Source organism: Peribacillus sp. SRI_006, from assembly GCF_057586375.1.
The window spans coordinates 151,905-177,256 of record NZ_JBYCZT010000009.1 but is presented as its reverse complement, the minus strand read 5'-3'; the positions used below and the strand labels follow the sequence as shown (position 1 = coordinate 177,256).

The window sequence follows — 25,352 nt, the reverse complement described above, 5'->3', positions numbered from 1 at the left end:
CTATGAAAATTACAGACTTGTTAAAATTGGATACAATCATAATCAATCTGCAAAGTGTTACAAAGCAAGCAGTCATTGATGAACTATCAGGAAAGTTAGCCGAGGCAGACAGGTTAAATGATCTGGATGGTTTCAAAGCTGCCATCTTAAAACGTGAAGAACAAAGCACAACCGGGATTGGTGAAGGGATAGCCATACCGCATGCAAAAACAAATGCTGTAAAGATACCTGCCATCTGTTTCGGCAAATCGGTCAGTGGTGTGGATTATGAATCGCTTGATGGACAGCCGGCCCATTTGTTCTTTATGATTGCAGCCAGTGAAGGAGCGAATGCAGATCACTTGGAAACTCTTTCTAGGCTTTCTTCGTTACTGATGGATGATAAATTCAGGGCCCGATTGATTTCTGCTTCTTCTGGTGAGGAAGTGTTGGAGATAATCAATCAAAAAGAAATGGAAGCTTATGAAGAAGAAAGTGAAGAAAAGCAATTGAGTAATGGCGCCAGCAGTAACGATAAAGGAGGTAAAATCCTTGCCGTTACAGCTTGTCCAACAGGAATTGCCCATACTTATATGGCTGCCGATGCGTTAAAGGCTAAAGCGAAGGAAATGGGAATCGATTTCAAAGTGGAAACAAATGGTTCCACAGGAATCAAAAATGGTTTAACCGCCGCAGAAATTGAAGAGGCGGATGCCATTATTGTTGCGGCTGATAAGCAGGTAGAAATGGATCGTTTTAATGGAAAACATGTCATTATTGTCCCTGTTGCCCAGGGGATCCGGAAGACCGAGGAACTGTTAACCAGAGCCATGAATCAGGATGCACCTGTTTACAAAGGAACTGGAAATGGTAAAAGTGATGAAGGTGATTCAGCTAAGGGAGGATTGGGGATTTACAAGCACTTAATGAATGGTGTAAGTAATATGCTTCCATTTGTCGTCGGGGGCGGAATCTTGATTGCGCTTTCTTTCTTTTTTGGAATCGAGGCAGCCGATCCGGCAAATCCGGATTATAATCCCATTGCCAAAGCACTAAGTGATATTGGCGGGGGAAATGGTGCCTTCTTCTTGCTTATCCCAGTACTCGCTGGATTCATTGCTTCAAGTATAGCCGACCGTCCAGGTTTTGCCCCTGGTATGGTAGGTGGATTATTGGCAGCACAGGCTAATGCCGGTTTTCTTGGCGGACTGATCGCCGGTTTCCTTGCAGGTTATGTCGTCTTACTATTAAGAAAATTGTTTTCCAAGTTACCGCAAACACTTGATGGCATTAAACCGGTTTTACTCTATCCTGTATTCGGAATGTTAATTACAGGGTTTATCATGATATTTCTCGTAAATGAACCAGTAACAGCAATTAACACGGGCCTGACTAATTGGCTGCAGGGCTTATCCGGCACGAACGCAATATTCCTCGGCTTGATTCTTGGGGGCATGATGGCTGTGGATATGGGAGGCCCCTTAAATAAAGCGGCATTCACTTTTGGGATTGCAGCCATTGAAGCATCAAGTTTCGGACCGCATGCTGCAGTTATGGCTGGTGGAATGGTTCCTCCTCTTGGAATCGCACTTGCAACTACATTCTTTAAAAGTAAATTCAATGAAATGGAAAGGAAATCCGGCTTCACTAATTACTTCATGGGTGCTTCGTTCATTACAGAGGGAGCGATTCCTTTTGCGGCGGCGGATCCATTGCGGGTTATTGTCAGCAGTGTTATTGGGTCAGCGACGGCAGGAGCGCTGTCAATGGCTTTTAGAGTAACATTGCCAGCGCCGCATGGGGGTATATTCGTCATCCCCCTAGTCAACCATCCTTTCCGCTATTTGCTGGCGATTTTAATAGGAGCCCTCATTACTGCTTTAATATTGGGAATCTGGAAAAAGAAACAAAAATAAATATACTACAAAAGCGGGTCCGAGATAAATGGACCCGCTTTTTATTACTTACATTCCAATATTTCGATCCAGCCGAAGGGATCGGTTAAATATATACGGTTCGCACCGGGCAACCTCCATCTACTGTAAAAGAAATATACTAAGTCATTAAATGTTGTTTAAATTCGTTGAGTTTTTCAACTTCAAGTGCTGGATGAGCTTTTTTTGCGTAATGAAATGATCCTCCGTTCCGACATGAATCTTGATCGATCCCGATTCGAACCATAACCCGCCATTGGAACTTAATGAGGCTTTTTCACTTCCCGGAACATTAGTATCTCAGTGAAAAACTTCCTTGATTGGTCCTCGGTATTAGGAGATGCTAATTGGTAATGGTCGATTGACTTAAAAAGGAAGTTCATTTTGCAACACCTTCCAATTCCTTATATATCCAATTTTAAAATAAGGCTCTTTTCGTAAAGATTGTTGTTTTTAAAACGACTCTATTTAAGGTTGATTGGAGCGGAAGTGCGAGACTCCTGCGGGAGCAGCGGGACAGGTGAGACCCCACAGGCGTTACGCCGAGGAGGCTCACCGCCCGCACCAAGGAAAGCGAGCATCTGGAGGGGAAATCAACCACACCGCACTACTTGGTAAATAGCAACAAAGTATGCGAAAACAGCCTAAAATAAAAAGATCAATAGGGATGTTTTTTTTTGATTGTCATCGATAAGATCTCCTTATGTTTTAGTCGTGCATTGTTTAAGAAAGCATGAATTTTTATGTTTATGGGTAAAGGAGTATTAAAATGAATAAAAGGAGTGAATGTACATGCTGAAGAAAAATACCTTAAAAACGGTGAAAAGGGATGATATGATTGATGTTACGACAGAAGTACAGGCATTCATCAAGGAAAAGGGGATTCAAGAAGGGGTAGCTCTTATATATTGTCCACATACGACTGCAGGGATCACGATCAATGAAAATGCTGACCCCGATGTCAAAAAGGATATATTAAGAAGATTGGATGAGCAATACCCATGGAATCATACATTGGATTTACATATGGAAGGAAACACGGCTGCCCATTTGAAATCAAGTACGGTTGGTTCTTCACAACATGTGATCATCCATAAAGGGAGCTTAGTCCTTGGTACTTGGCAGGGTGTGTATTTTTGTGAATTCGATGGTCCAAGAGAAAGGCAATATTTTATTAAATTATGTGTCGACCAGTAAAATGGAAGGTTCAGCATGGATGAAGTGGGAGGAAGCGGAGTGGACGATGTTCGGATTGAAGGTAGCAAAGTCATATTGAGGAATGTAAATCAAGCCGATTTAAAACGTTTATGGAGCCTGAAATATGGCGAAACCGATCCGGAATGGAAAAAGTGGGATGCACCTTATCTCCCTCTTGAACTCATTGATTTCCATACGTTTATCGAAAAAGAAACGAAGCATAAAACCTATGATGAAAAAATCGGGACTTACTCCGAGCTATTAATGGAAAAAAACGATCAAATTATAGGATCTGTTGTATATTACTGGGAACATGAACCTTCACGCTGGCTTGAAATCGGAATTACTATTTTTGATCCCCAGTATTGGAATGGCGGTCATGGGACAGAAGCATTAATGATGTTCAGTGGGTATTTATTCGAAAACCTGGAGATTGAGCGGGTTGGACTTACAACTTGGTCAGGTAATGAACGTATGATCGCAGTTGGGAAAAAGGTAGGAATGCAAGTAGAGGGAAGAATGAGAAAATGCCGCTATCATGATGGTTATTATTATGATTCAATCAGAATGGGAATGCTGCGGGAAGAGTGGGAAACATAAAATTTCAAAGGTAAATTGAAACGTGAAAATATTTCCTGCATTTCCTTGGAAAAAATTTAGCACTGTTTTCTCCAATATGGTCTGTTATCCTAGGAAGGTGCTTAACGAGGAGGTAACAGGATGAAATTATCAGTATTAATATCCGTGATAATGACTCTAAGTGTCATCGTACTTGGTATAGCTTTTCCTAAGGGAACGACAACTAAAGCTTCTGATGGGGCAACTAAACATGTCATTAAACAAGGTGAATCGATTTGGGATATTGCAAAGCAGCACGGTGTTCCGATCGGTAAGTTAAAAGAAGTCAATCATAACGTAAATAATGTTGCCGAACCTGGTAAAACATTGATTATTCCACATGTAATGAATGATAAAGATAAAGAATTATTAGCAAGGCTTGTGCATGCAGAAGCCAAAGGGGAACCATACAGAGGAAAGGTCGAGGTGGCGGGAGTTGTTTTGAATCGCCTTGATAGCAATGAATTCCCTGATACGGTCCGGGAAGTGATTTATCAAAAAAACCAATTCTCGCCTGTAGGTGATGGCAGTATAAACAAACCGGCAGGAAAGGATGCCAAGAGAGCTGTCAATGAAGCATTGGCTATTCATGGCTACACAAATGATGCCTTGTATTTTTGGAATCCAAGTATTTCGGACAGCGAATGGATGAAACAATTAGAGGTAATAAAAATTATCGGCGGGCACCATTTTGCCATCTAAACTGCATCTAAGAACCGGTTTTCCAAATGGGAGACCGGTTCTTTTTTTAGAAAACCGTTAAATGATATCAGCCCACATTTCGCGGGGATTCAGCTCATAAATGCTGTTTTCGCGGTACATGATGCTTCCGATAATGAGTTCACGTCTTATCGTTGCATAATCATCATGGAAAGACTGGATGAATTCATTCAGTTCTTTTTCTGGATATTTACGTCCCTTTTCCAGAAGGCTTCCAATATGATGAAGAACGATCATTTTCTTTTTTCTTTGTGCTGGTATAGTTTTTAGTCGACCATCTGGAGTATAAAAGTTTTCAAGGATCTTTTTATGTTCTAAAATCAGCTTTTGATTTTCCATTTTACTGGAGTCCCCCTTAGTTGAAACCATTTTAGGCAATGCTGACGAATAATGCTGCAGGACATCTTCATTCAAAAAATAATAGACCGTATTTTTTTCCCTCCGGTCCTTCACTAAATTAATGTCTTTCAATTTCGATAAATGGTGTGAGATGGTCGGAGCCGTCAATTTTAGTATACCTGCAAGTGCCTGTCCGTGTTTTGGACCGTTTGCCAGGATGGATATTATCCTGATCCTTGTCACATCACCAATCGTCTTGTGGAAAGCGACCAATTTTTCTAATTGCACTTTATCCCCCCTCATAATTAGATTAACATCTAATTAGATAATAATCTAATTGGTGGCAGTTAATCAAGTTACTATTCACTTTTCTATATTGCTTGGAAGATCTGATGTATACTTTAGGGGAATACTAAAAAAATTAATCCGGAATTAAGGAGCTGTAACATGGCCAATACTCATGTTTATACAAGAAAAGAAGAAGTGGTCAATGCGATAACCCACGGTGTCGGCGTTTTGTTGAGTATTGCCGCACTTGTGTTTTTAATCATATTCTCAGCCCAAACAGGATCGCCTTGGAATGTAGTCATTTCGGTCATATATGGTGTTTCCATGCTTCTTTTATACGTCTCTTCCACTTTAGTGCATAGTTTTCCAGAAGGTAAAACAAAGGATATTTTTGAAATCTTTGATCATTCAGCCATATATATATTCATTGCAGGAACATACACGCCAATCATGCTTCTTGTGATCAAAGGGTCACTGGGCTGGACACTGCTAGGTATCATTTGGGGAGTTGCAATCATTGGCGTCGTCTTCAAAGCTTTCTATGTGAAAAAATTCCTCTTCCTTTCGACGATCCTTTATATTGCCATGGGGTGGATGATCGTTATCGTTTGGGGACCACTTACAGCTACGATGCCTGCAGCGGGTATCCAGCTACTGATTGCAGGGGGATTGCTTTATACGTTCGGAGCCATCTTTTATGTTTGGCGGGGTTTTCCGTTCCATCACGCGGTTTGGCATGTATTCGTGCTTGGGGGAACTGCCACACACTTTTTTGCGGTATTGTTTTATATCCTTCCACAATGATAACTTGGCCGATTTGATGTATTTGAGAGATTGGTTGAGGTTTTAAATGACCCCCATTAGGAAATAAGTAAGGTATACAAACTAAAGGAGGAAAAAACTAATGGGGAGATCAATCAAAATATTATCAGTGCCGTTTGCCGCTATGCTTGTTTTGGCTGGATGCGGCGAAGAAAAAGATGAAGTGAAAAACCCCCCGGTTCAGGAAAATGAAAATCAAGCTGAAAATAATCCTGAAACAGGCAAGGATAATAATGAAAAACTACCTTTCACATATAAGGATTTTCAATTAGAAGTGGATTATACCGGCAATGATAACGAATACGAAGCTGAATATGATACAATGGGAGCCCAAACAGAAGCTTCAATCGAGGACAAGCTTAACAAACACGAAGTTCACGGTGACGAAGCAATGAAAGAGTTGACCCCGATTCTAGAAAAATTGACATTCACTAAAGATTCAACAGATGAGGAAGTCATTCAAGAAGTGACAAAAGCTTTTAATTTGAAGGATGGCTATCAAGAATTTGATTTAGAGGTCGTTTTCGATGATGGTACGAAAAAAGAATATAAATTGAGTAATAAGTAACTAAAATCCGTAACGATATTCTGCATGTTTCTGTGTGCCTTCAATAGTTGTCAAATTACTGTTCCTATAGTAAAATGATTACGGTTAGCAAAGGGGATAATATACATTTGCTATTCATATTCGGACTTATGGGGATAGGACCGCAATAAACACTTGCAAAAAAGATTCTTTTTTAAGAGTCTTTTTTTTTGTAGTATTCTGGAAGTTGAATATAGAAGAAAAGAGAGGATGCCATAAGCGGTATCCTCTCTTCATTTACCCATCATTGGGATATTGGTGCATTTTTTTTTGGCAGCATATTAGCTGACGCTAACCTTGAACGGATTGTAATGCCAAGCCAAGATGCAAGGAATGCCTTTAAAACGCCTACGATTATAAATGGTGCAAAACCGCTGGCAAATGCCACTGGCCAAGATAATGAACTCATATATTTTAACCAAACCGTACCGATTACCAAAGTAATTATCATCCCGATTGTATTTGCAACGAAAGCCATTGCAACGGAGAAACGGGTTTTTTCCAATATCAGACCCGTTATATATACTGTCGGGATATAGGATAATAAATAACCGCCAGTCGGACCGAATATTTTAGCTAGTCCCCCAGACATTTCAGCGAAAACCGGTACTCCCGCTGCCCCTATGAACAAGTATAATAAAACGGAAGAGGTTCCATAACGTGAACCCAGTATTGTTGCTGCCAGTCCAACAGCTAGAGTCTGTCCTGTAATCGGAACTAAGGGCAGTGGAATGGTAATTTGGGCAAGTATTCCTATAAGTGCTGCAAATAATGCTGTAACCATCATCATTCTTAACTTCTCGTGACGCTCCTTCATCGTGTTTCCCCCTAATGTAAACCTGGTTATGTAACGAGTTAACATATAAAGAATTTTAATATGTTAAGTAAACACTGTCAATGGTATTATGCATTTTATTTCAATAATGGTCCTAGAGAATACAGGGTTTTACAAGGATGAAATTCAAAACTTGGAAAATAAATGAAACTTTTTGAATGCATCAATCGTATGAATGGTAAGCGAAGTAAATGGAGGGGATTATAACGATAGATTATTAATGTTGGTAAAACGCTTATCCTAGGCCATTAAAGTAGTATGCGGCTTGGAAAAATCGAATTTAAAGGATGAAAGAGATGGAGTTATTTGGAGTTCCATTAGAAACAGTCTATTTATATGGATTAATTATATTCGGGGGGTTAACATTCTTATTTATCTTGTTTAATGATATATTTTCCGGCCTTGAATTACCGGATATATTTAATCCTACGCTCATTTTTTGCTTTTTGACCGTGTTTTTTGCGAGTGGTTTTTTACTTGAATCGCTTTCAGGGCTTAATGCTGGATTATGTGCCGGCATTTCCCTCATCATTTCATTTACCATCGTCACTTTACTGAATGTATTTGTTTTGATTCCCATCTCATCAGCGGAAGAAAGTTTGACATTTCATGATAATGACCTGAGAGGAAGGGTCGGCAGGGTTCTCACATCAATCCCCGTTGACGGGTTTGGGGAAGTCCTGATAGAAAGCATAAGTGGAAGCATCGCCAAAACTGCGGCCAGCTATAAGAATGAAGGAATTGTTTCGGATACAAAGGTCTTGATCATCGAAGTTAAAAATGGGGTTATCTATGTTATGCCCCACCAGGATTAAAAAAGTGTAGGAGGTAAGGTATGTTTGATTTGATTTGGATAGTTGTCGCCATAGTTGCAGTTTTATTTATCGCACTTATTGCTGTCTTTGTTACGAAATATCGCACGGCTGGTCCTGATGAGGCATTAATCGTGACCGGAAGCTACTTAGGAAGCAAAAATGTTCACATTGACGAATCAGGAAATAAAATTAAAATCGTCCGCGGCGGGGGTGCTTTCGTTCTCCCGGTGTTCCAGCAAGCGGAACCACTAAGCTTATTGTCAAGCAAGCTTGAGGTCTCCACTCCCGAAGTATATACAGAACAGGGAGTTCCGGTCATGGCAGATGGTGTATCGATCATCAAGATTGGCGGTTCAATCACCGATATAGCCACAGCTGCTGAGCAATTCCTTGGTAAATCGAAAGATGACCGTGAACAGGAAGCGCGGGAAGTATTGGAAGGGCATCTTCGTTCCATCCTTGGTTCGATGACCGTCGAGGAAATTTATAAAAACCGTGAAAAGTTTTCCCAGGAGGTACAGAGGGTAGCCTCGCAGGACTTAGCTAAAATGGGACTCATTATCGTATCGTTCACGATTAAAGATGTTCGGGATAAAAATGGATATCTTGAATCGCTCGGAAAGCCTAGGATTGCACAGGTGAAGAGGGATGCCGATATAGCTACCGCCGATGCAGAGAAAGAAACGCGAATCAAGCGAGCCGAAGCTTCGAAGGAAGCGCAGCGTGCCGAACTTGAAAGGGCAACAGAAATAGCCGAAGCCGAAAAAATCAACAAGCTAAAGGTTGCGGAATTCCGTCGAGAGCAGGATATTGCCAAGGCACGGGCTGACCAAGCGTACGATCTTGAAACGGCCAGGTCTAAACAGGATGTAACCGAACAGGAAATGCAAATCAGGATCATCGAACGGCAGAAGCAAATTGAGCTGGAGGAAAAAGAAATCCTCCGCCGTGAAAAGCAATATGATTCAGAAGTGAAGAAAAAGGCCGATGCCGACCGTTATGCGGTAGAGCAGGCAGCCTCCGCCAACAAGATGAAACAGATTACAGAAGCGGATGCCGATAAGTATAAAATTGAAGCCATGGCAAAAGCGGAAGCGGAACGCGTTCGAATGGACGGTCTTGCTAAAGCGGACGCCCAAAGGGCACAAGGTACGACAGAAGCGGAAATCATCAGGTTAAAAGGGGTAGCAGAAGCAGAGGCCAAGCAGAAAATAGCCGAAGCATTTGAACAGTTCGGGCAAGCCGCCGTAATGGACATGATTTTGAAAATGCTGCCGGAATATGCAAAACAAGTGGCAAGCCCGCTTAGTAATATCGACAAGATCACTGTAGTGGACACAGGCGGAAGCGGTGCGAATGGCGGGGCTAATAAAGTGACTGGATATGCAACGGATTTAATGGCATCCTTGCAGGAGTCATTAAAAGCATCCTCGGGAATTGATGTCAAAGACTTGCTTGAGAATTTCTCAGGAAAACGAAATTTACCATTCACCACCATCAGCCAGGAGAATGTCGAAGCGAGCATGAATATGGCAGCAGGCAAGGAAGAGTAGTAGGGAAGAAGAAAATGAAGAAAGGTAAGGGCACTTATATGCTCTTACCTTTTTTTGAATAGAAGAATATTTTATTTCCTATACTAAAGGAACAAAAGGAACGTTTAATTTTTATTATGATGAGGCTTCTTAAGGAGCACCTATGGTTAGTGGAAAAGTGAGATTTTACCCTTGTCAAAAGCCAGTTCCTGTTCTGGAAAAAATCATTGCAACTCATACTAATGAAGGTGAAACAGTATTAGATTGTTTTATGAGTTCAGGATCAACAGGACAGGCTGCAATAAACTTAAATCGGAACTTTATTGGTTTCGAGTTAGATAATACTTACTTTAACAAAGCTTCGAAGGCCTTGCACAAAGATGAGGAAAGTAAACGATGTTATAGCTGTTTAACCTCCTAAAGACATCATTGGGGTACGCATATGTTTATGCATTTATGCTTTATGTTAGGGTTACACGAATTAATTATTAAACAAGGAGTTCGGTTTGTCCCGAATTTTCTTATATTCTCTCAAAGTATTTGAACCAAATCAGGTATCATATGGCCTATCCAAAGGTATTACTCCTTTCATAAAAGTAGTGGTTGAATACATCATAATTCTTATGATTGATATAAAAAAGCCCTGTATAACAGGGCAATTCTTATCATCAACTTTTATTTTAATTTGCTATATTCCACATCTGTTACTGGTTCCAACCATTCCGGTGTACCTGCAGTGATTGCAATGTGTTCAAACCAGCTATCTTTTGTAGCCCCGTGCCAATGTTTTACACCATCGTGGGTGACAATAACATCACTGGCTTTTAAGAATTGAGCAGGTTTTCCTTCTTCTTGGTACCAACCTTCGCCACCAGTTACTAATAAAAGTTGGAATCCATCACGATGAATATGCCAGTTATTTCTGCATCCTGGTTCAAAGGTCACATTTCCTACACCTACACTCACTTTAGGGTCAGCAATTAATGATTTAAGATAGCTTTGTCCAACAAAAAATTGTGCATATGCTTCATTTTTTTCGCCCACTGGGAAAATAACGCCATTTTTTACTTCTTCATGTTTTGCCATTTTAATTCCTCCAATAAACTATATTTTTTATTATTAACCTACTTGAACTGTAGGGCGTATAATCAGTTCATTTATTCCTACATCAGATGGTTGTTCAATGGCAAAGGCTATTGAACGAGCGATACTGTCACCATCGATGGCAACTTTGTAAAATTCATCTAGCCCTGCTTTCATTGCTGGGTCTGTTGTAGTTTCTAACAATTCGCTGCTAACAGCCCCAGGAGAAATATTGGTAACTCGGATATTGGTGCCATTCATCGCTTCTTCTTGGCGTAAACCTTCAGAGATGGCTCTTACTGCAAATTTGGTACCACAGTATACTGTTCCACCAGGGTAGATGTTATGTCCTGCTACTGAAGAAAGGTTGATAACGTGACCGGATTTGCGTTCTCTCATAGATGGAACGATACCAGCGATGGCATACAAAACACCTTTGATGTTGACATCAATCATTTTATCCCACTCATCAACTTTATTTTCAGCTAGAAAAGCTTGTGGCATGATTCCAGCATTGTTAACTAGTACATCAATTTTGCCAAACTCTTTAAGTGCATAAGCAGCGAGTTCTTCCATTTGTTGACGAGAAGTGACATCTGTCACTTTATAAATAGCTTCTCCGCCATTGGTTCTAATTTCTTCTTGTAATTTCTTTAATCGATCTTCACGACGAGCTGCGAGTACCAACTTTGCTCCTTTAAACGCAAGTTCTTTTGCAGTAGCTTCTCCAATTCCAGAAGAAGCACCTGTAATAATGACAACTTTATCTTGAATATTAGACATAATAAATAACACCCTTCTTAATTTTCAGGAATAATTTCATTTACGCAAGCTAATGCGTTCAGTGTTCTCGGAAAGCCCATATATGGAAGGCCGTGGGTGATGGCGGCGATCAATGTTTCCTTGTCATTGCCCACATTTTTGTTACCCTGTACATGTGCCTTCACTTGACCTTCAGCACCACCTAATGCAGTAATGATGCAGAGCGTTAACAATTCTCGTGTTTTCAAATCAAGTCCGCCACGGGTGTATAAATCTCCGAAGCAAAAAGTGGATAGATATTCCTGTATATGCTTTTGATTTGACGGAGCACTCTCCTGCATTTTTTTAATCACATCACCAAATATCTTTACTTGCACTGCAAGTCCTTTATCAAAACGATTTTCTTCATCTACAGTCTTTTGACTTTCAATCGGCAAAGCGATATTCTTTGCTTTGAAAACCTCATTGACTTCATTGATAGCATTTAACGTTTTTGGGAATCCGATGTATGGAGCACACTGGTAAACAGCCTCTTTGATTTCGACAGATGTTAGCCCAACGTTTAGTGCGGCGTGAACATGCGCATTCAACTGAGGCAATGTTTGATTGGTCGCAAGAACAACCAGTGTGATCAACTCACGCATCTTATCATCAAGGTTACCTTGATAAAAAACTTCCCCAAAAATGAAATGGTTTAGAATGTCCTGAAAATCAGGATCAGTAGCATGTGCGGCAGTTATTCCCTCACCAAAAAGCTGTTTGAACTTTTCCTGGCTCTTTTCAACACGGTCCATAACTAAACCTCCTCTTTGAATTTAATTAACTCTTCTATTATTCCAAGTTAGTAAAATTTGATGTGTTTGTAAATCGCATATTGATACGATATCGCACATCTGTATATAATATAAAATGTAAAGAGGATGTCTACAACAATCAAAATGCTACGATTTGTACGTTATTGCACAAGTTAATTGAAATTGTGCGTTAATTTTTAAGAAAGTTTGGTGAAAACCACAATGTCTAGGGTGGATAGAAGAGTACAAAAATCTCAAGAAGCAATAAAAAATGCTTTTATTGAACTAATGACTGAAAAAAGTTTTGATCATATTACGATACAAGATATTTCCGACAGGGCAAATGTCGGACGCAGAACGATTTATGACCATTACATGGATAAATTTGATCTACTTGATAAACTCATTGAAGAACATATTAACCAACTAAGGATACTCTGCGAGTCGGCATCTGAATTGACTTTTGTCGAGGGAAATCTAATTTGGTTTGAATACTTTGAACGTAATCATTCATTCTTTTCAACAATGTTAACGAGTAAAGGAGCCCCTGCTTTCCGTAGTCATTTCCTAGAATTTGTAATCCAAGAGTTAGAGGGTGAAGTTGATGTAACTGAAGGGAAAAATCAAGGTTTAAGTAAGGATTTAATTCTTAAATTCTTTGGAGCAGCTATAGTAGAGATTGTAGAAGTGTGGTTCAATAATGGATTATCAGAACCGACACAAGTCGTGGCAGAACAAGTGGGGCTTTTGTTAGATAGGAATTTATAGTTAGAGGATAGTTTTGTCAGATACCACGAGATTGTGAAGAGATATACTTAAACTAACGGTGCGTTAGTTTAAGATCGGAGCTGTCTTTTAAGGCAGCTTTTTCTTATGGCACTAACGGGGCAGGTTAGTCGAACAAGGAATTAGTTACCAATACCCTGAATTCTGATATTTCGAGATTCAGAAATTAGAGGTTTGATTTTGTTATATCCTGCTTATGTAATTCAAGATATGTTTAAAAACCGATTTAAGCAAAAGGAGCTAATACCTGATACTTTCAATTTCAGCAATATGACACTTAGCAGAAAATATGTGGAATATATTTGGGATTTTGATGTTTATGAAATAATGAAAAGATATACCGGAGATGTCCTAATATTCCACGGTGATGCAGACAATATGGTTCCTTTACACTACTCAAAGCGTACAACAACTACTTTTTCTTCTGTAGAACTAGTCGTTCTACCTGGAGCAGGCCATATGCTTACAATGGATTATTAAGAGAAGGTCGTCAGGATGACACTGGATTTTATCTAAGAAAGATTGGTTAGTATTTAAGAGTCTTTGTTAGTAGAAAAATCAATATAAAACTTGTGTTGGAGTGCATTTTAAGGATTATAGTGAGCAGATTATTGAAAAGAAATTAAAAAAGAAAATTAAAATATACCCTTGACATGGAGTTCACTCCAGCTGTTATAGTTTCGTAAGTAAAGGAGGACAAACATATGATGATCTCAGAAGTAAGTGAAAAATTTGGCATCTCACTTGATACCCTACGTTATTATGAACGAATTGGTCTAATTCCTCGTATAGCCCGTAACTATAGAGGGCAACGGGAGTACACAGAAGAGGACTGTCAATTGATTCAAGGAATTTTATATTTTCGTGAAGCAGGCATGTCGATAGAGTTGTTGCTAGAATACATGAAAATGGTTCATCAAGGAGATGAGACCATTCAAACAAGAAAGGAACTGTTAATCGAACAAAGAGACAAGTTGGTTAAAAGAATTAATGAGCTTCAGAAACCCTTGGAACTTTTGAAGCGGAAAATTGAGAATTATGAACGTTCGGTTGTAGTAAATGAAAAAAAGATGAAAAGAAATATAGAAGATTAAAGTAATGAAGAGAGGAGCTAAATATGAATAAACAAAATAATAATTTAATTATACTCATATTAACTATAGGAGTTTTTGGAATTTTAACTACAGAGATGGGTGTCATTGGGATATTGCCTGCCATAGCTGAGCAATTTGATATAAGTGTATCTAGAGCAGGGCTGCTAGTGAGCCTCTTTGCGTTGGTTGTTGCAATATCTGGACCTATTATGCCGTTATTATTTTCAGGAATAAATCGTAGGACGGTCATGCTACTTGTACTTGGGATTTTCATTATAGGTAACATTGTCTCAATGTTTGCATCTAACTTTACTGTTTTGCTAATCGCTCGTGTCATTCCAGCCTTTTTTCATCCAATATATTGTTCATTGGCTTTGACAGTAGCTGCTACGTCTGTTAGCAGGGAAGAAGCTCCAAAGGCTGTATCTAAAGTGATCATGGGAGTATCCGCAGGCATGATACTTGGTGTACCAATCACAAATTTTATTGCTAATCAAACTTCCATACAAATGTCGATATTATTCTTTGCCATCGTAAATATTATTGCCTTCGTAGCTACATTAATATTTGTTCCCTCCTTACCTGTTAACGAAAGACTTTCTTATGGAGCTCAGATGAGTGTATTGAAAAAGCCAATTGTTTGGTTAGCCATTGCTACAGTGATATTTTTAAATTCAGGAACTTCGAGTATTAATACCTTCATTACCGAGTATCTTGAAACCATTACGAATATCTCGGGAAACACTTTAACTTTTGCGTTATTTTTATTAGGGGTAGCAAGTCTTATTGGAGCCTTATTAGGTGGAAGGCTTTCTAGAAATGCGGTTAAAACTGCCATATCTTTCCCAATCGTATTAGGAATCGTTCATTTATTGTCATTCATAACAGGGAAGTCCATTGGACCTATGATGATAACCATTTTATTGTGGGGGATATTATTCGCTATATCAAAGAGTGTTAGTCAATATTGGCTTACTTCTGCGGCTCCAGAAGCTCCTGATTTCGCAAACGGATTGTTTTTATCGTGTGGTAATATAGGGGTAACAATAGGTACAGGAATAGGTGGATTAATTATTTCAGGAATGGGTACGCAATATATAGTATTAGGAGGATTATTATTCTTACTATTGGGCTTAGCATCTATTGTTCTGAGTCGTTACATGTTCAGTGATAGAACAGAACGAGCTGCCATTTAGGCAGCTTTTTTTTCATTGATATAAGTTCGGAGGTTAGTTAGTTTGTGAAAAAAGTATTCGTTCTTAGTTAGTAAAATCGTTTTTTTATATTTGCCTGGTGTTACCAAACTAAATTAAAGGTATTTCTAAAATTGTGTAAATATTAAATTAATTAAGTACCCGATATTTTGAATGACTAGAACAAAGTTTATTAATTATTATTACGAAAAAAACAGCCATGTTCATATCTGGCTGTTGAACTTCCTCGCTTTAATTGTTTTTTTGTAGTAATTATAATATTCTCTCTACTAATTCTCCCAACTGTTTTGCCATAACACGAGGAGGGTGAGGCAATGTGCAGATTTGGTCGTTATATAGAGGGGGGAATCGAGGATTAAATATTTTTGCCCCCTTAATACTAAGGTTCCTTTCGAATTAATATAAATGGTCTGTGTAATGGACTGAAAAGAATGAAATTTTCTATACACGCTTTGATCCTTTTAGGCGGTATCTATGGTATTCATGAAATATTTATAGTTGGTACACAAAGGTATTTTTCAAAAATAGTAGGAATGCCATCCATCATTTTATCAACAGGGGTATTTGTTTCATGTATAACGTCTTTAAGACAAAGCTGATCGATAATAGCATTCTTTTCAGGATAATTTTAAGACTATTCGCTTCAAATAAGTAGACGTGTTTCCCTACTTAAGACAAATCACAAGTTGTTCTCGAAAGGGGGATTTAATTTGAAGAAATTTATTGTTTGTTATACCTTGGATAATGATATTAAACGAGAAAAAATAATAAAAGGGCCAGATGTAAAGAAGGAAGACGTTCTTAAAGATGTATTAGATAAGATAGTACGAAGTAATTACTTTATTGCTAAAACCGACCAAGGAGAGTATAGGATAAATTCTTCCTTAATTCGTTATATACAGGTTTTGCATGAAATGCATTGTTTTAAATACCATACTGATCATCAATGACTAGTGAGTAAATAAAAGGTTCTCTTCAATTTTGTTGAGTAACTTGAATATGGGAGAGAAGAGTAATGTCAGAAACGTATCGTTCTCGTCAGGAACGAAAACAAGTGGAAAAAACAAAACAAGATCAAAAAAAAGGTAAAAACTACCCTAAAAGAAGGTCTTTCTTGAAAAAAGTTTTACTTTGGTGCTTATTGTTAGTTGTTGTTTCAATTGGAATGGGGGCATTTACGGTTGCAGCAATGATTAAGGATGCACCTAAAATAGATACTTCAAAACTAGTCGATCCGCTTTCTACCAAATTATACGATAAAAACGGGAATTTCCTTTACGAATATGGTAAAGAAAAGCGGACGAAAATTAAGTATTCTCAAGTTCCAAAAATGTTGGAACATGCTTTCCTTGCCACGGAGGATGCACATTTTTATGAACACAATGGCATTGATATAAAAGGAACTACGAGAGCAATCTTCAAGAACCTAAAAGGGGATTTCGGATCTCAAGGCGGAAGTACGATTACACAGCAAGTCATCAAGAACTCCTTTTTGTCACCTCAGAAAACAATAAAGCGAAAGGTACAGGAATGGAGCTTGTCCTATCAGCTTGAGCAAAAGTATTCTAAACATCAAATCTTAATGATGTATTTAAATAAGATCTACCTTGGAGACGGGGCATATGGTGTAGCAGCTGCCGCCAAAAATTACTACGGAATCGATGCCGATGATCTAAATAAATTAACGCTTCCGGAGGCCGCTATGTTAGCGGGGCTCCCACAGAGTCCAAGTTATTACGATCCCACTGAACCGGAACATGTGAAAGCTGCAACAAATCGTCGTAATAATGTTTTAAAAGCTATGTATAAACAAGGGTATATTACTAACAAGCAATTGGAGGATGCAAAGAAGGTTCCAGTTACATCAGGACTTGTTCCAAAAAAGAAACAACAAGGAATGCCGTACGAGGCGTTTTTGGCCGCTGTTGTAAAAGAAGTTGAAAAAAAGCAGAAAAATGTTGATATCAGTTCGGATGGATTATCTATTTATACGACGCTAGATCCAAAAGCTCAGACCTTTGCGGATAAAATAATGAACACCGATACGATTATTTCTTATCCAAATGACAATTTTCAAGGAGCCTTCGTATTTTTAGATACAAAAACAGGAGAAGTTCGAGCTATTGGAAGCGGTCGAAACCAATATAAAGCTTCGTTCCGAGGCAACAACTTTGCGGTTGATATCAAACGTCAACCAGGATCTACTTTCAAGCCAGTCTTTGATTATGGTCCTGCTATTGAAAATTCAAAATGGTCTACAGCACACCAAATTAATGATCATGAGATAACCTACTCAAATGGTCAATCTATTTCTAACTGGGATCATCAATATCACGGAATGTTGTCTATTAGAACAGCACTTCAATGGTCATACAATATTCCAGCACTCCTTACCCTTCAAGAAGTAGGAATGGATAAGGCACAAAACTTTGCAGAAAATCTGGGTATTACTTTTAATAATAATAAGGTGTACGAATCATATGCGATTGGAAGTAATACGGTTAATCCATTAGAGTTGGCAGGGGCATATAGTGCTTTTGGAAATAACGGTGAATACAATACACCACATTTTGTTCGTAAAGTTATCTATCCTGATGGCAGAGTTGTTAATTTTACTCCAAAGCCAAAACGTGTTATGCATGATTACACAGCTTATTTGGTGACGGATATGTTACGGACAGTCGTAAAATCTGGTACAGGAAAAACTGCAAATGTTCTTGGACAAGATGTGGCTGGAAAAACTGGCACAACCAATTTTGACAGTAAAACCAGAGCACAATATGGATATCCAACCGGTTCTGTAAATGATAGTTGGTTCGCTGGTTATACACCGCAATACACTATGGCAGTTTGGACTGGATATACTAAAAATGGTCCAGGTAATTATATGGATGGAAATACAACTAAAATCTCGCACCAAATGTTTAAGGCCATGCTGGAAGCGTTTGGAACAGACCAAAGCAGATTCCAGCAGCCTAGTGATGTATACCAGGTGAATAATGAACTGTTCATTAAAGGTGCAAATCCTGAAGAAGCTCCACAAGTTATAAAAAATAATAAAGATAAACCATTTGAAATTGGTGAAAATAAAGAGGATAAAAAACATAAACAAGAGGAAGAGAAGCATAAACAGCAAGAGGAAAAGAAACACAAACAAAAGGAAGAGAAGCATAAACAACAAGAGGATAAGAAACACCAACAATAAAGATTTTTAGGATGGGATTGCATTGGTCCCATCCTTTTTTTGATTCACAAAAGAAATGTGAAGGTTTCTACTTAAACGATAGGGTGCTTTACTTCAATAAGGGAGGTTGCTGAGGCAGCCTTTTTCTTATGGAACTAGAGAGGTAGTTTAGTTGAAAAAGCTTAGTTTGAACACACAGTGAGGGCTGGAAGGGATTGTCAAATAAGCAAATTCAAAATATAGATTGGTAAACGATTGCAAGGCTCAAGGTTATCTATTTATTACTGTATCGGTATATTGATAACTGGATTGTGAAAAGATGAATTTGGTTTGCTTCTAGGGATGAAGAAAATAACTGAATAAAGCCAGCTGGCATAATAGAGTTTAAAGATTAAGTGCAAGGTGAAGTTTAGAAATTATACAAAGGCAGGCTTGCTCCGCATTCCTGTCCTATATAATCAAATAAAATAGTGAAGGTGATTTTACTTTGTCTGTAGAAAATCCAGAAGGTAATTATTTATGACCACGAAGATTATCCTGACGTTAGTGGTCGCTATGACAATTGCGGTAAAACTTAGTTTGAAAGTTCGGTTAAATATATTCGTAAATGCAGAGAGTGTGGTATGAAGAAATCGATTTAACCCTAGTATGAAAGAAGTAAAATTCGTTAAAACAACAGCATCTAAGATTGAATCTTCTACATTACCACTATTAGCTTGTTTTGCTAAGCACTTCCTATAATATACCCCTAAAAAAAAGCAATGTATCTCAAGGTTGAGAAATTCATTGCTTTTTTCCCTTCGCCCGAACCCCTGTGTGATCTGTCTGTTCTCACATCCATGAGTAGACTTTATTGTTGAGGAAGGTTTAGGGCTGTATTTGCTGTATTTATATCAACTTGTAATTGTTCACTTAAATCATGTGGATGATAGTAACCTTTTGAAACCATATAGTTACTTATCTCTCCATGTCTTTCTACAGCGACACGAAGCTGTTCTCTTAGGGCTGCTTTCAATTCAGGTGTTTTTGTTTCTGTAATGGCAAAAGCAAGATTTCTAATTCCAGATTTTGCGGATATTAAGAAGTCCGTTGCAATCACCTGATCAGTCATGCCACCCATACCTGCCATGTTTTGCAAAAAATTTGTCATTACTGTTCCCCTCGATTCGTCAGAATTTCCTGCAGTGTTTGAATATCTTGTGTCCCGGTCCTCGTGTCTTTTAATAGAATATTTTGTAATTCTGTATCCTGCACTAAACTGCTCATTGTAGAGGACTTTGTTAGACAAAGACTCTTGAAAGTTAAAATTTCGTGCGCCTCTAAAGTCTCATGCAGTCCTAAATTTTTAATCATGATTTTTCACTCCATTTCTTTGAGAATTCACTTCAATATCTTTCGTAATACAAAAGTTTTTATACATCATCATTTGCAAATATAACGTGTATTTTGGGAAATAAACTACCTATCGGTCAATATTCCGTATAACAAACAGATGAACCGGGAAAGGTATTTTTGTTATATATGGATTAGGGAGGTGAGCGTATGGAAAATGAAAGCTTGGCATTTCATGAAACCATGGAAACGCATGAAATTTTGAATTTAAAAACAATAGGTTTAATGAGATCAAAATTAATGCAAGGCATTTGCTTTGACAATGACTTAAAAGCATTAATGGAAAAAGACGTACAACAATCTATAGCTGCTATAAACGAGCTAAAAGGTTTTTATACAGAAGCTCGAACAAACTATGAAAAATGAGGTGAAATTTAAATGGAAATGGATTTTTTAGATCCTCAAGGTGCTGAACATATGCCGGAAATGGCTGATTCCTCTTTCGCGCTAGATTTTCTACTTTCGATCAAAAGTGGGATTCATACGTATGGTATTGCATTATCTGAAACAGCGAATCCCGCATTGAGAAAAGCATTGTACCAGCAAATGGAGCAATCCATTGACTTACATGGTGAGTTATCCGATTTAATGATCAGGAAGGGCTGGCTTTATCCGAACGATGTAGGTAAACAGGTGGAATTAGATTTGAAATCAGCCGATATGGCGGTTAGTATCGCTGAAATGAATCTTTTCCCGAATGATACTGACAGACTCGGCATGTTCGCAACGCCGAATAAATAAAGGAGGAAAAGCATCATGAAAGCCGTAACTTACCAGGGCAATAAAAATGTACAGGTTAAAGAAGTTAAAGACCCTAACATCAAAAATTCGGATGATATTATTGTAAAAGTCACTACTTCAGCGATTTGCGGCTCCGATTTGCACTTGATTCATCAATTAATTCCCAATATGCCTACAGATTATGTGATTGGTCATGAGCCGATGGGGGTTGTTGAGGAAGTTGGACCAGGGGTAACTAAGGTAAAGAAGGGAGACCGGGTCATTATCCCCTTTAACGTTAGCTGCGGGAGCTGCTGGTATTGCGACCACGACCTTACAAGTCAGTGCGATAATTCAAATCCTCATGGGGAAATGGGTGGTTTTTTTGGATACTCTGAAACAACTGGTGGGTATGCGGGAGGGCAAGCTGAATATATGCGTGTTCCTTATGGAAACTTTACCCCTTTCAAAATCCCGGAAGACTGCGAGGTAGAAGATGAAAAATTGGTGTTGCTCGCAGATGCAGCATCCACAGCATTCTGGAGTGTAGATCACGCAGGTGTTAAATCTGGCGATACGGTTATCGTTTTAGGCTGTGGTCCTGTAGGTCTGCTTACTCAAAAATTCGCTTGGTTTAAAGGGGCGAAAAGAGTGATTGCTGTCGACCATCTCGATTATCGTTTAGAGCATGCAAAAAGGACGAATAAAGTCGAAACCGTAAATTTTGCACAATATGAAAACACTGGCGAATACCTTAAAGAAATCACTAAAGGTGGTGCAGATATCGTTATTGACTGTTCCGGGATGAGTGGCAAAATGACTCCGATGGAATATCTTGCATCGGGTCTTAAATTACATGGGGGAGCCATGGGAGGGATTGTAATTGCGTCCCAAGCCGTTCGTAAGGCGGGAACCATACAAATAACAGGCGTTTATGGCGGCCGTTATAATGGATTCCCTCTAGGAGATATTTTCCAAAGAAACGTGGATATAAAAACCGGACAGGCTCCTGTTATTCCTTATATGCCCTACCTTTATAAACTAATATCAGAAGGGAAAGTAGATCCTGGCGATGTAGTAACCCATGTACTTCCAATTGACCAAGCTAAGCATGGGTATGAAGTATTTGATACAAGGACAGATGGATGTATTAAAGTGGTCCTTAAGCCATAAAGATGGTTGTTTTCATTTGGAAAAATAGATTTTACAACTAAGGATATGGACTATGAGTAAGATGGGAAGATATCATACCCTTTTTTAAACTTTTTGGAGTAATTTTTTACTTCTGGTTGAAATGCGCATAGAAGAAGATTTAAGAAAAGTGAACACCCCTGTCTTGAGAGCTACATTTACCTTATTCAAATTAAGCACCAGAAAAAAAGACGATTTTGCCCACGTTAAGGGAAAATCGTTTTTTTTTTGGTGCTCTTTGCTATCTTTTTTTGAAAGAGGTTTTTTCATTAAGGAAAACCCACGACCATTAGTTATAGGGTTTTTGTTATTTTTTACTTTTTTCGTTTGGATTTATTGCATATACTCTTTCTTTCCTTTGGAGAACAAAATCAGAAAAGATTATAGCAGTAAGTGGATTCACTCAGCGAATCATTCGTTATATGCTCTTTCATAGTATAATCCTATCAATTGGATAGGGATTTTAGTTTGTTCTTTTGATTTAGTAAGTGTTTTTTTGCAAACTTCCAATCCAATCGATCCATCATCTTTCAAAACAAGAGAAGCATCAAAAGGCTTCTTTTCTTTTGCCTTTGGTTTCATCCCTTTGATTAACTTGTTTTCTTCTTGGTGCATAAATCTTTCACATGTTTTTCTGTCACTTTCTTTAAGCATTTGAGGTGGTAATGTCTGTTTAAATCCACTTGCATATTGCGGAAATTTGATCAAAGCGATTACGATGACTGATATCCGAAGAAGATTATCCTCAATAGCTTCCAAGTATTATCTTTTTGTCCTCTCCAATAAACGATCTATGGAATCCTGTATGTGGCTGGAGATCGCAATCTCGGCTCTGTATACATCCCTTGTCCGGATGGCCTCAATGATTTCCATATGTTCCGATGGTGCGTCTTTTTGGTCGATCTCACCTTTGACGTGATAAAACCGGCCTATATGAAGATGACAGTGCATGCCTTTATATGCTTCAAATAAAAACGGGTTTCCTCCAGCGTTCATGATGGCATGATGAAATTGTTGATCTAAATGAGTAAAATCTAGTATTTTTTTGTTTGAAGCACCTGTGTTTGTGGAAAACATTTCATCTGTAAGCGCGGCCATTTCTTCCGTCACGCTTACATTATTTAAGCGGATAATATTACGGACCGCATGCGTCTCCAGTAATATCCGGGCCTCCAACATTTTCGCCATATTTTCAGTATCTAATATGTCACTGACCCGATACCCCTTATTTGGTTCTAAGATGACTAAGTTCTCAGAGTTCAGACGAGATAATGCTTCTCTGAGAGGTATGGCGCTAATGTTGATTTCCCGGGTTAAATGGCTGATATTGATTTTTTGTCCCGGCGATAAATCCCATTCAAAAATCTTTTCTTTTAATAAATTGTAGACATATTCCGTTGTCTCCCCGCGTTCTTTTTCCTTTATCATTGAAATGCCCCTAACTTAAAAAAATTTCTATGAGAACGAGTGTTATTTCAAATAGATGTAACAACTTAAATTATTACTGATGTAGCTTTCTTCTTGTTGCCTCTATCAATAAGATAAGGCGAAACCATATTGATATCAAGAATAGAGAGTTTATAAGGGGACCTATAGTTTGCTGGATAGCTACAAAAAATATCCTCATTACTGATAATTATATATTATATTCATAAGTTTTGTAAAAAATTATATATAATATCGTCCAAATTAATATGAATTATTTAATCTGTCGATAGTATTTCAAGAAATAAAGCCTTTATTTATAAGGATTTATTCAATAAAACAGAATCTTTTTAATTTTAAATATTTACAAAATCATATATTATGTGATATATTTTCGGAAATGATTACATACTATTTTTGAGCAGGATTCTATAAACAACAATTAAAGAGTATGGATGGGCAGGCAAAATCTTACGTTTAAAATGGAAGCGCTTTACGCTTGCCGTTTTCTTGATTGAAATTTATTGAATTAGCAGAAATAACTGTGAAGTGAAAAAATGTGATCGTTATTTTCCAAAGGAGGAATCTTCAATGAGCACAACGCTTAGTAGAAAAAATGCATTTTATGGCCATTTCATAAATGGGCAATGGATATCCGATCAACATACAATCGCTGTTATGAACAAATATGACAAAGAAGAAATTGCCCGGATTGGCAGGGCATCCCGCGAAATTGTTTCTGAAGCGGTGACCAATGCCTTGGAGACCTTTAATACGAGAAAGCTAGATTCCGATCAACGCTACGAGATTTTAATGCGTGCAGCGGAAATCGCGAAAGAAAGAAAAGAAGAGCTGGCGATGATTCTGGTTCAGGAAGTCGGTAAAGTATTGAAGGACGCAAGAGGGGAAATCGATAGAGGAATTCAAACGATGATTGCATCAGCGGAAGAAGCAAAACGGATTGCCGGTACAGGCGTTCCTTTGGGGCAGTCTGGAAATGACAATAAGATGGCTTTCACCATCCGGGTTCCTGTTGGAGTTATCGGTGCGATCACCCCGTTTAACTTCCCGTTCAATCTCACCATCCACAAGGTGGCTCCTGCGTTGGCAGCGGGAAATACAATCGTGTTGAAGCCGGCTGAAATGACGCCGCTCATTGCATGTAAGATAGCAGAAATCTTTTCCGAAGCTGGATTGCCCGCAGGTTTTCTGAATGTGGTCAACGGGTTTGGGCAGGAAACAGGCCAATATCTTTTGGAGGATGAACGAATTGCGATGTTCACCTTTACAGGGAGTCCCAGCGTAGGACGGCACATTAAGAGCAGTACGGGAATTCGTAAGGTTACCTTGGAATTAGGGAATAACTCCCCAAATATCATTCACAAGGATGTCCCTGATCTAGACAGAGCAGTTGAGCTCTGTGTCACGCGGGGGTATGTGAATGCAGGGCAAGCCTGCATCTCTGTGCAGCGCATCTACGTTCATAGAGATATCTGCGATGTGTTTGTGGAGAAGGCAGTCATGGTGGCACAGGGCTTGAAGATTGGAAATCCTGCAGATTCTTCCACGGACATTGGTCCTATGATTTCCGAGAAGGAAGCAAGGCGTGCGGAAGAATGGATTCAGGAGGCTGAGCGTCTAGGTGCCAAAGTGCTATATGGAGGGAAAAGGAGGGATTCGATTCTAGAACCTACTATATTAATAGATGTGAAACCGGAAATGAAGGTAGTCTGCCAGGAAGTGTTCGCACCGGTGATCAGCATCATTCCTTTCGATAGCATCGAGGAGGCTTTCCGTCAGGCCAATGATACAAAGTTCGGCTTACAAGTTGGTTTATTTACATCCGATATCACTTTAGCCATGCGGGCAACACAGGAACTTCATTTTGGCGGTGTGATCATCAATGATGTTTCTACATACCGTGCCGACATCATGCCGTATGGCGGCGTAAAGGACAGCGGAATTGGCAAAGAAGGACCGCATTATGCCATGCAAGAGATGACAGACGAAAAACTTGTCGTCATCAATCTATAGACTTTGGA

28 protein-coding genes are annotated in these 25,352 nt (G+C 38.8%); 20 read left to right on the top strand and 8 right to left on the bottom strand.

From position 1 onward, the window contains the following. Positions 1-2: 2 nt before the first annotated feature. The 4 genes from AC2YHV_RS14905 (at position 3) to AC2YHV_RS14890 (ending at position 4,430) form a co-directional block, all read left to right on the top strand. Positions 3-1,895, top strand: coding sequence for a PTS fructose transporter subunit IIABC (locus AC2YHV_RS14905; RefSeq protein ID WP_487373514.1), 1,893 nt, complete (start codon positions 3-5; stop codon positions 1,893-1,895). Positions 1,896-2,705: 810 nt separating this feature from the next. Beyond that, a complete protein-coding gene (locus tag AC2YHV_RS14900; RefSeq protein WP_487373513.1) occupies positions 2,706-3,110 on the top strand; it encodes a secondary thiamine-phosphate synthase enzyme YjbQ in 405 nt (134 codons plus the stop codon). A gap of 39 nt (positions 3,111-3,149) precedes the next feature. Next, on the top strand, positions 3,150-3,710 hold the full coding sequence (locus AC2YHV_RS14895; protein WP_487373547.1) for a GNAT family N-acetyltransferase: 561 nt from the start codon (positions 3,150-3,152) through the stop codon (positions 3,708-3,710). 120 nt (positions 3,711-3,830) lie between these two features. Then, a complete protein-coding gene (locus AC2YHV_RS14890; protein ID WP_057277373.1) occupies positions 3,831-4,430 on the top strand; it encodes a cell wall hydrolase in 600 nt (199 codons plus the stop codon). Positions 4,431-4,487: 57 nt separating this feature from the next. On the opposite strand, the gene AC2YHV_RS14885 is transcribed toward AC2YHV_RS14890, so the two are convergent. Beyond that, positions 4,488-5,075, bottom strand: coding sequence for a DUF2087 domain-containing protein (locus AC2YHV_RS14885; protein WP_057277374.1), 588 nt, complete (start codon positions 5,073-5,075; stop codon positions 4,488-4,490). 159 nt (positions 5,076-5,234) lie between these two features. On the opposite strand from AC2YHV_RS14885, the gene trhA reads away from it, so the two are divergent. Together trhA and AC2YHV_RS14875 are read left to right on the top strand one after the other, a co-directional pair. Continuing rightward, positions 5,235-5,879, top strand: coding sequence for a PAQR family membrane homeostasis protein TrhA (trhA, locus tag AC2YHV_RS14880; protein ID WP_063575916.1), 645 nt, complete (start codon positions 5,235-5,237; stop codon positions 5,877-5,879). A gap of 100 nt (positions 5,880-5,979) precedes the next feature. Next, complete coding sequence (locus AC2YHV_RS14875) at positions 5,980-6,465, top strand: YusW family protein (protein ID WP_487373512.1); 486 nt, start codon at positions 5,980-5,982, stop codon at positions 6,463-6,465. Positions 6,466-6,727: 262 nt separating this feature from the next. Here the strand turns inward: AC2YHV_RS14875 and AC2YHV_RS14870 are convergent, their stop codons facing one another. Next, positions 6,728-7,300: a biotin transporter BioY gene (locus AC2YHV_RS14870; protein WP_048679976.1), complete on the bottom strand. Its 573-nt coding sequence runs from the start codon at positions 7,298-7,300 to the stop codon at positions 6,728-6,730. Between the two features lie 314 nt (positions 7,301-7,614). On the opposite strand from AC2YHV_RS14870, the gene AC2YHV_RS14865 reads away from it, so the two are divergent. The 4 genes from AC2YHV_RS14865 to AC2YHV_RS14850 all read left to right on the top strand — a co-directional run bounded on the left by AC2YHV_RS14865 (position 7,615) and on the right by AC2YHV_RS14850 (position 10,209). Beyond that, positions 7,615-8,133, top strand: a complete 519-nt coding sequence (locus AC2YHV_RS14865) for an NfeD family protein (RefSeq protein WP_057277378.1) — start codon at positions 7,615-7,617, stop codon at positions 8,131-8,133. 20 nt (positions 8,134-8,153) lie between these two features. Further along, positions 8,154-9,686, top strand: coding sequence for a flotillin lipid rafts scaffold protein FloT (gene floT, locus AC2YHV_RS14860; RefSeq protein WP_098186946.1), 1,533 nt, complete (start codon positions 8,154-8,156; stop codon positions 9,684-9,686). Positions 9,687-9,828: 142 nt separating this feature from the next. After that, positions 9,829-10,086, top strand: a complete 258-nt coding sequence (locus AC2YHV_RS14855; protein WP_487373511.1) for a DNA methyltransferase — start codon at positions 9,829-9,831, stop codon at positions 10,084-10,086. 21 nt (positions 10,087-10,107) lie between these two features. Then, complete coding sequence (locus tag AC2YHV_RS14850; RefSeq protein ID WP_403192578.1) at positions 10,108-10,209, top strand: DUF3732 domain-containing protein; 102 nt, start codon at positions 10,108-10,110, stop codon at positions 10,207-10,209. 131 nt (positions 10,210-10,340) lie between these two features. Here AC2YHV_RS14850 and AC2YHV_RS14845 read toward each other — a convergent pair whose 3' ends face one another. From AC2YHV_RS14845 to AC2YHV_RS14835, 3 genes are read right to left on the bottom strand one after another with little or no spacing between them, the layout of a single operon-like run. Beyond that, positions 10,341-10,751, bottom strand: coding sequence for a cupin domain-containing protein (locus AC2YHV_RS14845; protein ID WP_487373510.1), 411 nt, complete (start codon positions 10,749-10,751; stop codon positions 10,341-10,343). 33 nt (positions 10,752-10,784) lie between these two features. Further along, positions 10,785-11,531 (bottom strand): SDR family oxidoreductase, encoded by a 747-nt coding sequence (locus tag AC2YHV_RS14840; protein WP_487373509.1) that lies wholly within the window; start codon positions 11,529-11,531, stop codon positions 10,785-10,787. Between the two features lie 17 nt (positions 11,532-11,548). Further along, a complete protein-coding gene (locus tag AC2YHV_RS14835) occupies positions 11,549-12,304 on the bottom strand; it encodes a carboxymuconolactone decarboxylase family protein (protein ID WP_487373508.1) in 756 nt (251 codons plus the stop codon). A gap of 222 nt (positions 12,305-12,526) precedes the next feature. Here AC2YHV_RS14835 and AC2YHV_RS14830 point away from each other — a divergent pair, with 222 nt between their 5' ends. From AC2YHV_RS14830 to AC2YHV_RS14805, 6 genes are all read left to right on the top strand, one after another. After that, on the top strand, positions 12,527-13,072 hold the full coding sequence (locus AC2YHV_RS14830; RefSeq protein WP_487373507.1) for a TetR/AcrR family transcriptional regulator: 546 nt from the start codon (positions 12,527-12,529) through the stop codon (positions 13,070-13,072). A 198-nt stretch (positions 13,073-13,270) separates the two neighbouring features. After that, positions 13,271-13,570 (top strand): alpha/beta fold hydrolase, encoded by a 300-nt coding sequence (locus AC2YHV_RS14825; protein WP_487373506.1) that lies wholly within the window; start codon positions 13,271-13,273, stop codon positions 13,568-13,570. Positions 13,571-13,794: 224 nt separating this feature from the next. Beyond that, positions 13,795-14,184: a MerR family transcriptional regulator gene (locus AC2YHV_RS14820; RefSeq protein WP_106028160.1), complete on the top strand. Its 390-nt coding sequence runs from the start codon at positions 13,795-13,797 to the stop codon at positions 14,182-14,184. A 23-nt stretch (positions 14,185-14,207) separates the two neighbouring features. After that, a complete protein-coding gene (locus tag AC2YHV_RS14815; RefSeq protein ID WP_487373505.1) occupies positions 14,208-15,380 on the top strand; it encodes an MFS transporter in 1,173 nt (390 codons plus the stop codon). A 728-nt stretch (positions 15,381-16,108) separates the two neighbouring features. Beyond that, complete coding sequence (locus AC2YHV_RS14810; protein ID WP_268936206.1) at positions 16,109-16,348, top strand: hypothetical protein; 240 nt, start codon at positions 16,109-16,111, stop codon at positions 16,346-16,348. A gap of 65 nt (positions 16,349-16,413) precedes the next feature. Then, a complete protein-coding gene (locus AC2YHV_RS14805; RefSeq protein ID WP_487373504.1) occupies positions 16,414-18,603 on the top strand; it encodes a transglycosylase domain-containing protein in 2,190 nt (729 codons plus the stop codon). A gap of 829 nt (positions 18,604-19,432) precedes the next feature. Here the strand turns inward: AC2YHV_RS14805 and AC2YHV_RS14800 are convergent. Further along, positions 19,433-19,732, bottom strand: coding sequence for a spore coat protein (locus AC2YHV_RS14800; RefSeq protein ID WP_413001451.1), 300 nt, complete (start codon positions 19,730-19,732; stop codon positions 19,433-19,435). 392 nt (positions 19,733-20,124) lie between these two features. On the opposite strand from AC2YHV_RS14800, the gene AC2YHV_RS14795 reads away from it, so the two are divergent. From AC2YHV_RS14795 to AC2YHV_RS14785, 3 genes are read left to right on the top strand one after another with little or no spacing between them, the layout of a single operon-like run. After that, complete coding sequence (locus AC2YHV_RS14795) at positions 20,125-20,340, top strand: hypothetical protein (RefSeq protein WP_061463532.1); 216 nt, start codon at positions 20,125-20,127, stop codon at positions 20,338-20,340. 12 nt (positions 20,341-20,352) lie between these two features. Continuing rightward, positions 20,353-20,715, top strand: coding sequence for a spore coat protein (locus AC2YHV_RS14790; RefSeq protein ID WP_434167130.1), 363 nt, complete (start codon positions 20,353-20,355; stop codon positions 20,713-20,715). A gap of 15 nt (positions 20,716-20,730) precedes the next feature. Continuing rightward, a complete protein-coding gene (locus AC2YHV_RS14785) occupies positions 20,731-21,867 on the top strand; it encodes a zinc-dependent alcohol dehydrogenase (RefSeq protein ID WP_063575945.1) in 1,137 nt (378 codons plus the stop codon). Positions 21,868-22,296: 429 nt separating this feature from the next. Here AC2YHV_RS14785 and AC2YHV_RS14780 read toward each other — a convergent pair whose 3' ends face one another. Continuing rightward, positions 22,297-22,644, bottom strand: coding sequence for a hypothetical protein (locus AC2YHV_RS14780; RefSeq protein WP_400449477.1), 348 nt, complete (start codon positions 22,642-22,644; stop codon positions 22,297-22,299). A gap of 3 nt (positions 22,645-22,647) precedes the next feature. Continuing rightward, complete coding sequence (locus AC2YHV_RS14775) at positions 22,648-23,313, bottom strand: GntR family transcriptional regulator (protein ID WP_057215460.1); 666 nt, start codon at positions 23,311-23,313, stop codon at positions 22,648-22,650. Positions 23,314-23,901: 588 nt separating this feature from the next. Between AC2YHV_RS14775 and AC2YHV_RS14770 the strand changes: the two genes are divergently transcribed. Then, entirely contained in the window at positions 23,902-25,344 is a 1,443-nt protein-coding gene (locus AC2YHV_RS14770) for an aldehyde dehydrogenase family protein (protein ID WP_487373503.1), read from the top strand. Positions 25,345-25,352 lie beyond the last annotated feature (8 nt).

Coding starts and splice junctions, on each gene's coding strand:
- AC2YHV_RS14900 (WP_487373513.1), top strand. CDS start 2,706: ATGCTGAAGAAAAATACCTTAAAAACGGTGAAAAGGGATGATATGATT.
- AC2YHV_RS14820 (WP_106028160.1), top strand. CDS start 13,795: ATGATGATCTCAGAAGTAAGTGAAAAATTTGGCATCTCACTTGATACC.
- AC2YHV_RS14850 (WP_403192578.1), top strand. CDS start 10,108: ATGTTTATGCATTTATGCTTTATGTTAGGGTTACACGAATTAATTATT.
- AC2YHV_RS14805 (WP_487373504.1), top strand. CDS start 16,414: ATGTCAGAAACGTATCGTTCTCGTCAGGAACGAAAACAAGTGGAAAAA.
- AC2YHV_RS14905 (WP_487373514.1), top strand. CDS start 3: ATGAAAATTACAGACTTGTTAAAATTGGATACAATCATAATCAATCTG.
- AC2YHV_RS14855 (WP_487373511.1), top strand. CDS start 9,829: ATGGTTAGTGGAAAAGTGAGATTTTACCCTTGTCAAAAGCCAGTTCCT.
- AC2YHV_RS14875 (WP_487373512.1), top strand. CDS start 5,980: ATGGGGAGATCAATCAAAATATTATCAGTGCCGTTTGCCGCTATGCTT.
- AC2YHV_RS14815 (WP_487373505.1), top strand. CDS start 14,208: ATGAATAAACAAAATAATAATTTAATTATACTCATATTAACTATAGGA.
- AC2YHV_RS14865 (WP_057277378.1), top strand. CDS start 7,615: ATGGAGTTATTTGGAGTTCCATTAGAAACAGTCTATTTATATGGATTA.
- trhA (WP_063575916.1), top strand. CDS start 5,235: ATGGCCAATACTCATGTTTATACAAGAAAAGAAGAAGTGGTCAATGCG.
- AC2YHV_RS14840 (WP_487373509.1), bottom strand. CDS start 11,531: ATGTCTAATATTCAAGATAAAGTTGTCATTATTACAGGTGCTTCTTCT.
- floT (WP_098186946.1), top strand. CDS start 8,154: ATGTTTGATTTGATTTGGATAGTTGTCGCCATAGTTGCAGTTTTATTT.
- AC2YHV_RS14890 (WP_057277373.1), top strand. CDS start 3,831: ATGAAATTATCAGTATTAATATCCGTGATAATGACTCTAAGTGTCATC.
- AC2YHV_RS14775 (WP_057215460.1), bottom strand. CDS start 23,313: ATGATAAAGGAAAAAGAACGCGGGGAGACAACGGAATATGTCTACAAT.
- AC2YHV_RS14845 (WP_487373510.1), bottom strand. CDS start 10,751: ATGGCAAAACATGAAGAAGTAAAAAATGGCGTTATTTTCCCAGTGGGC.
- AC2YHV_RS14830 (WP_487373507.1), top strand. CDS start 12,527: ATGTCTAGGGTGGATAGAAGAGTACAAAAATCTCAAGAAGCAATAAAA.
- AC2YHV_RS14790 (WP_434167130.1), top strand. CDS start 20,353: ATGGAAATGGATTTTTTAGATCCTCAAGGTGCTGAACATATGCCGGAA.
- AC2YHV_RS14770 (WP_487373503.1), top strand. CDS start 23,902: ATGAGCACAACGCTTAGTAGAAAAAATGCATTTTATGGCCATTTCATA.
- AC2YHV_RS14800 (WP_413001451.1), bottom strand. CDS start 19,732: ATGACAAATTTTTTGCAAAACATGGCAGGTATGGGTGGCATGACTGAT.
- AC2YHV_RS14785 (WP_063575945.1), top strand. CDS start 20,731: ATGAAAGCCGTAACTTACCAGGGCAATAAAAATGTACAGGTTAAAGAA.
- AC2YHV_RS14870 (WP_048679976.1), bottom strand. CDS start 7,300: ATGAAGGAGCGTCACGAGAAGTTAAGAATGATGATGGTTACAGCATTA.
- AC2YHV_RS14835 (WP_487373508.1), bottom strand. CDS start 12,304: ATGGACCGTGTTGAAAAGAGCCAGGAAAAGTTCAAACAGCTTTTTGGT.
- AC2YHV_RS14795 (WP_061463532.1), top strand. CDS start 20,125: ATGGAAAATGAAAGCTTGGCATTTCATGAAACCATGGAAACGCATGAA.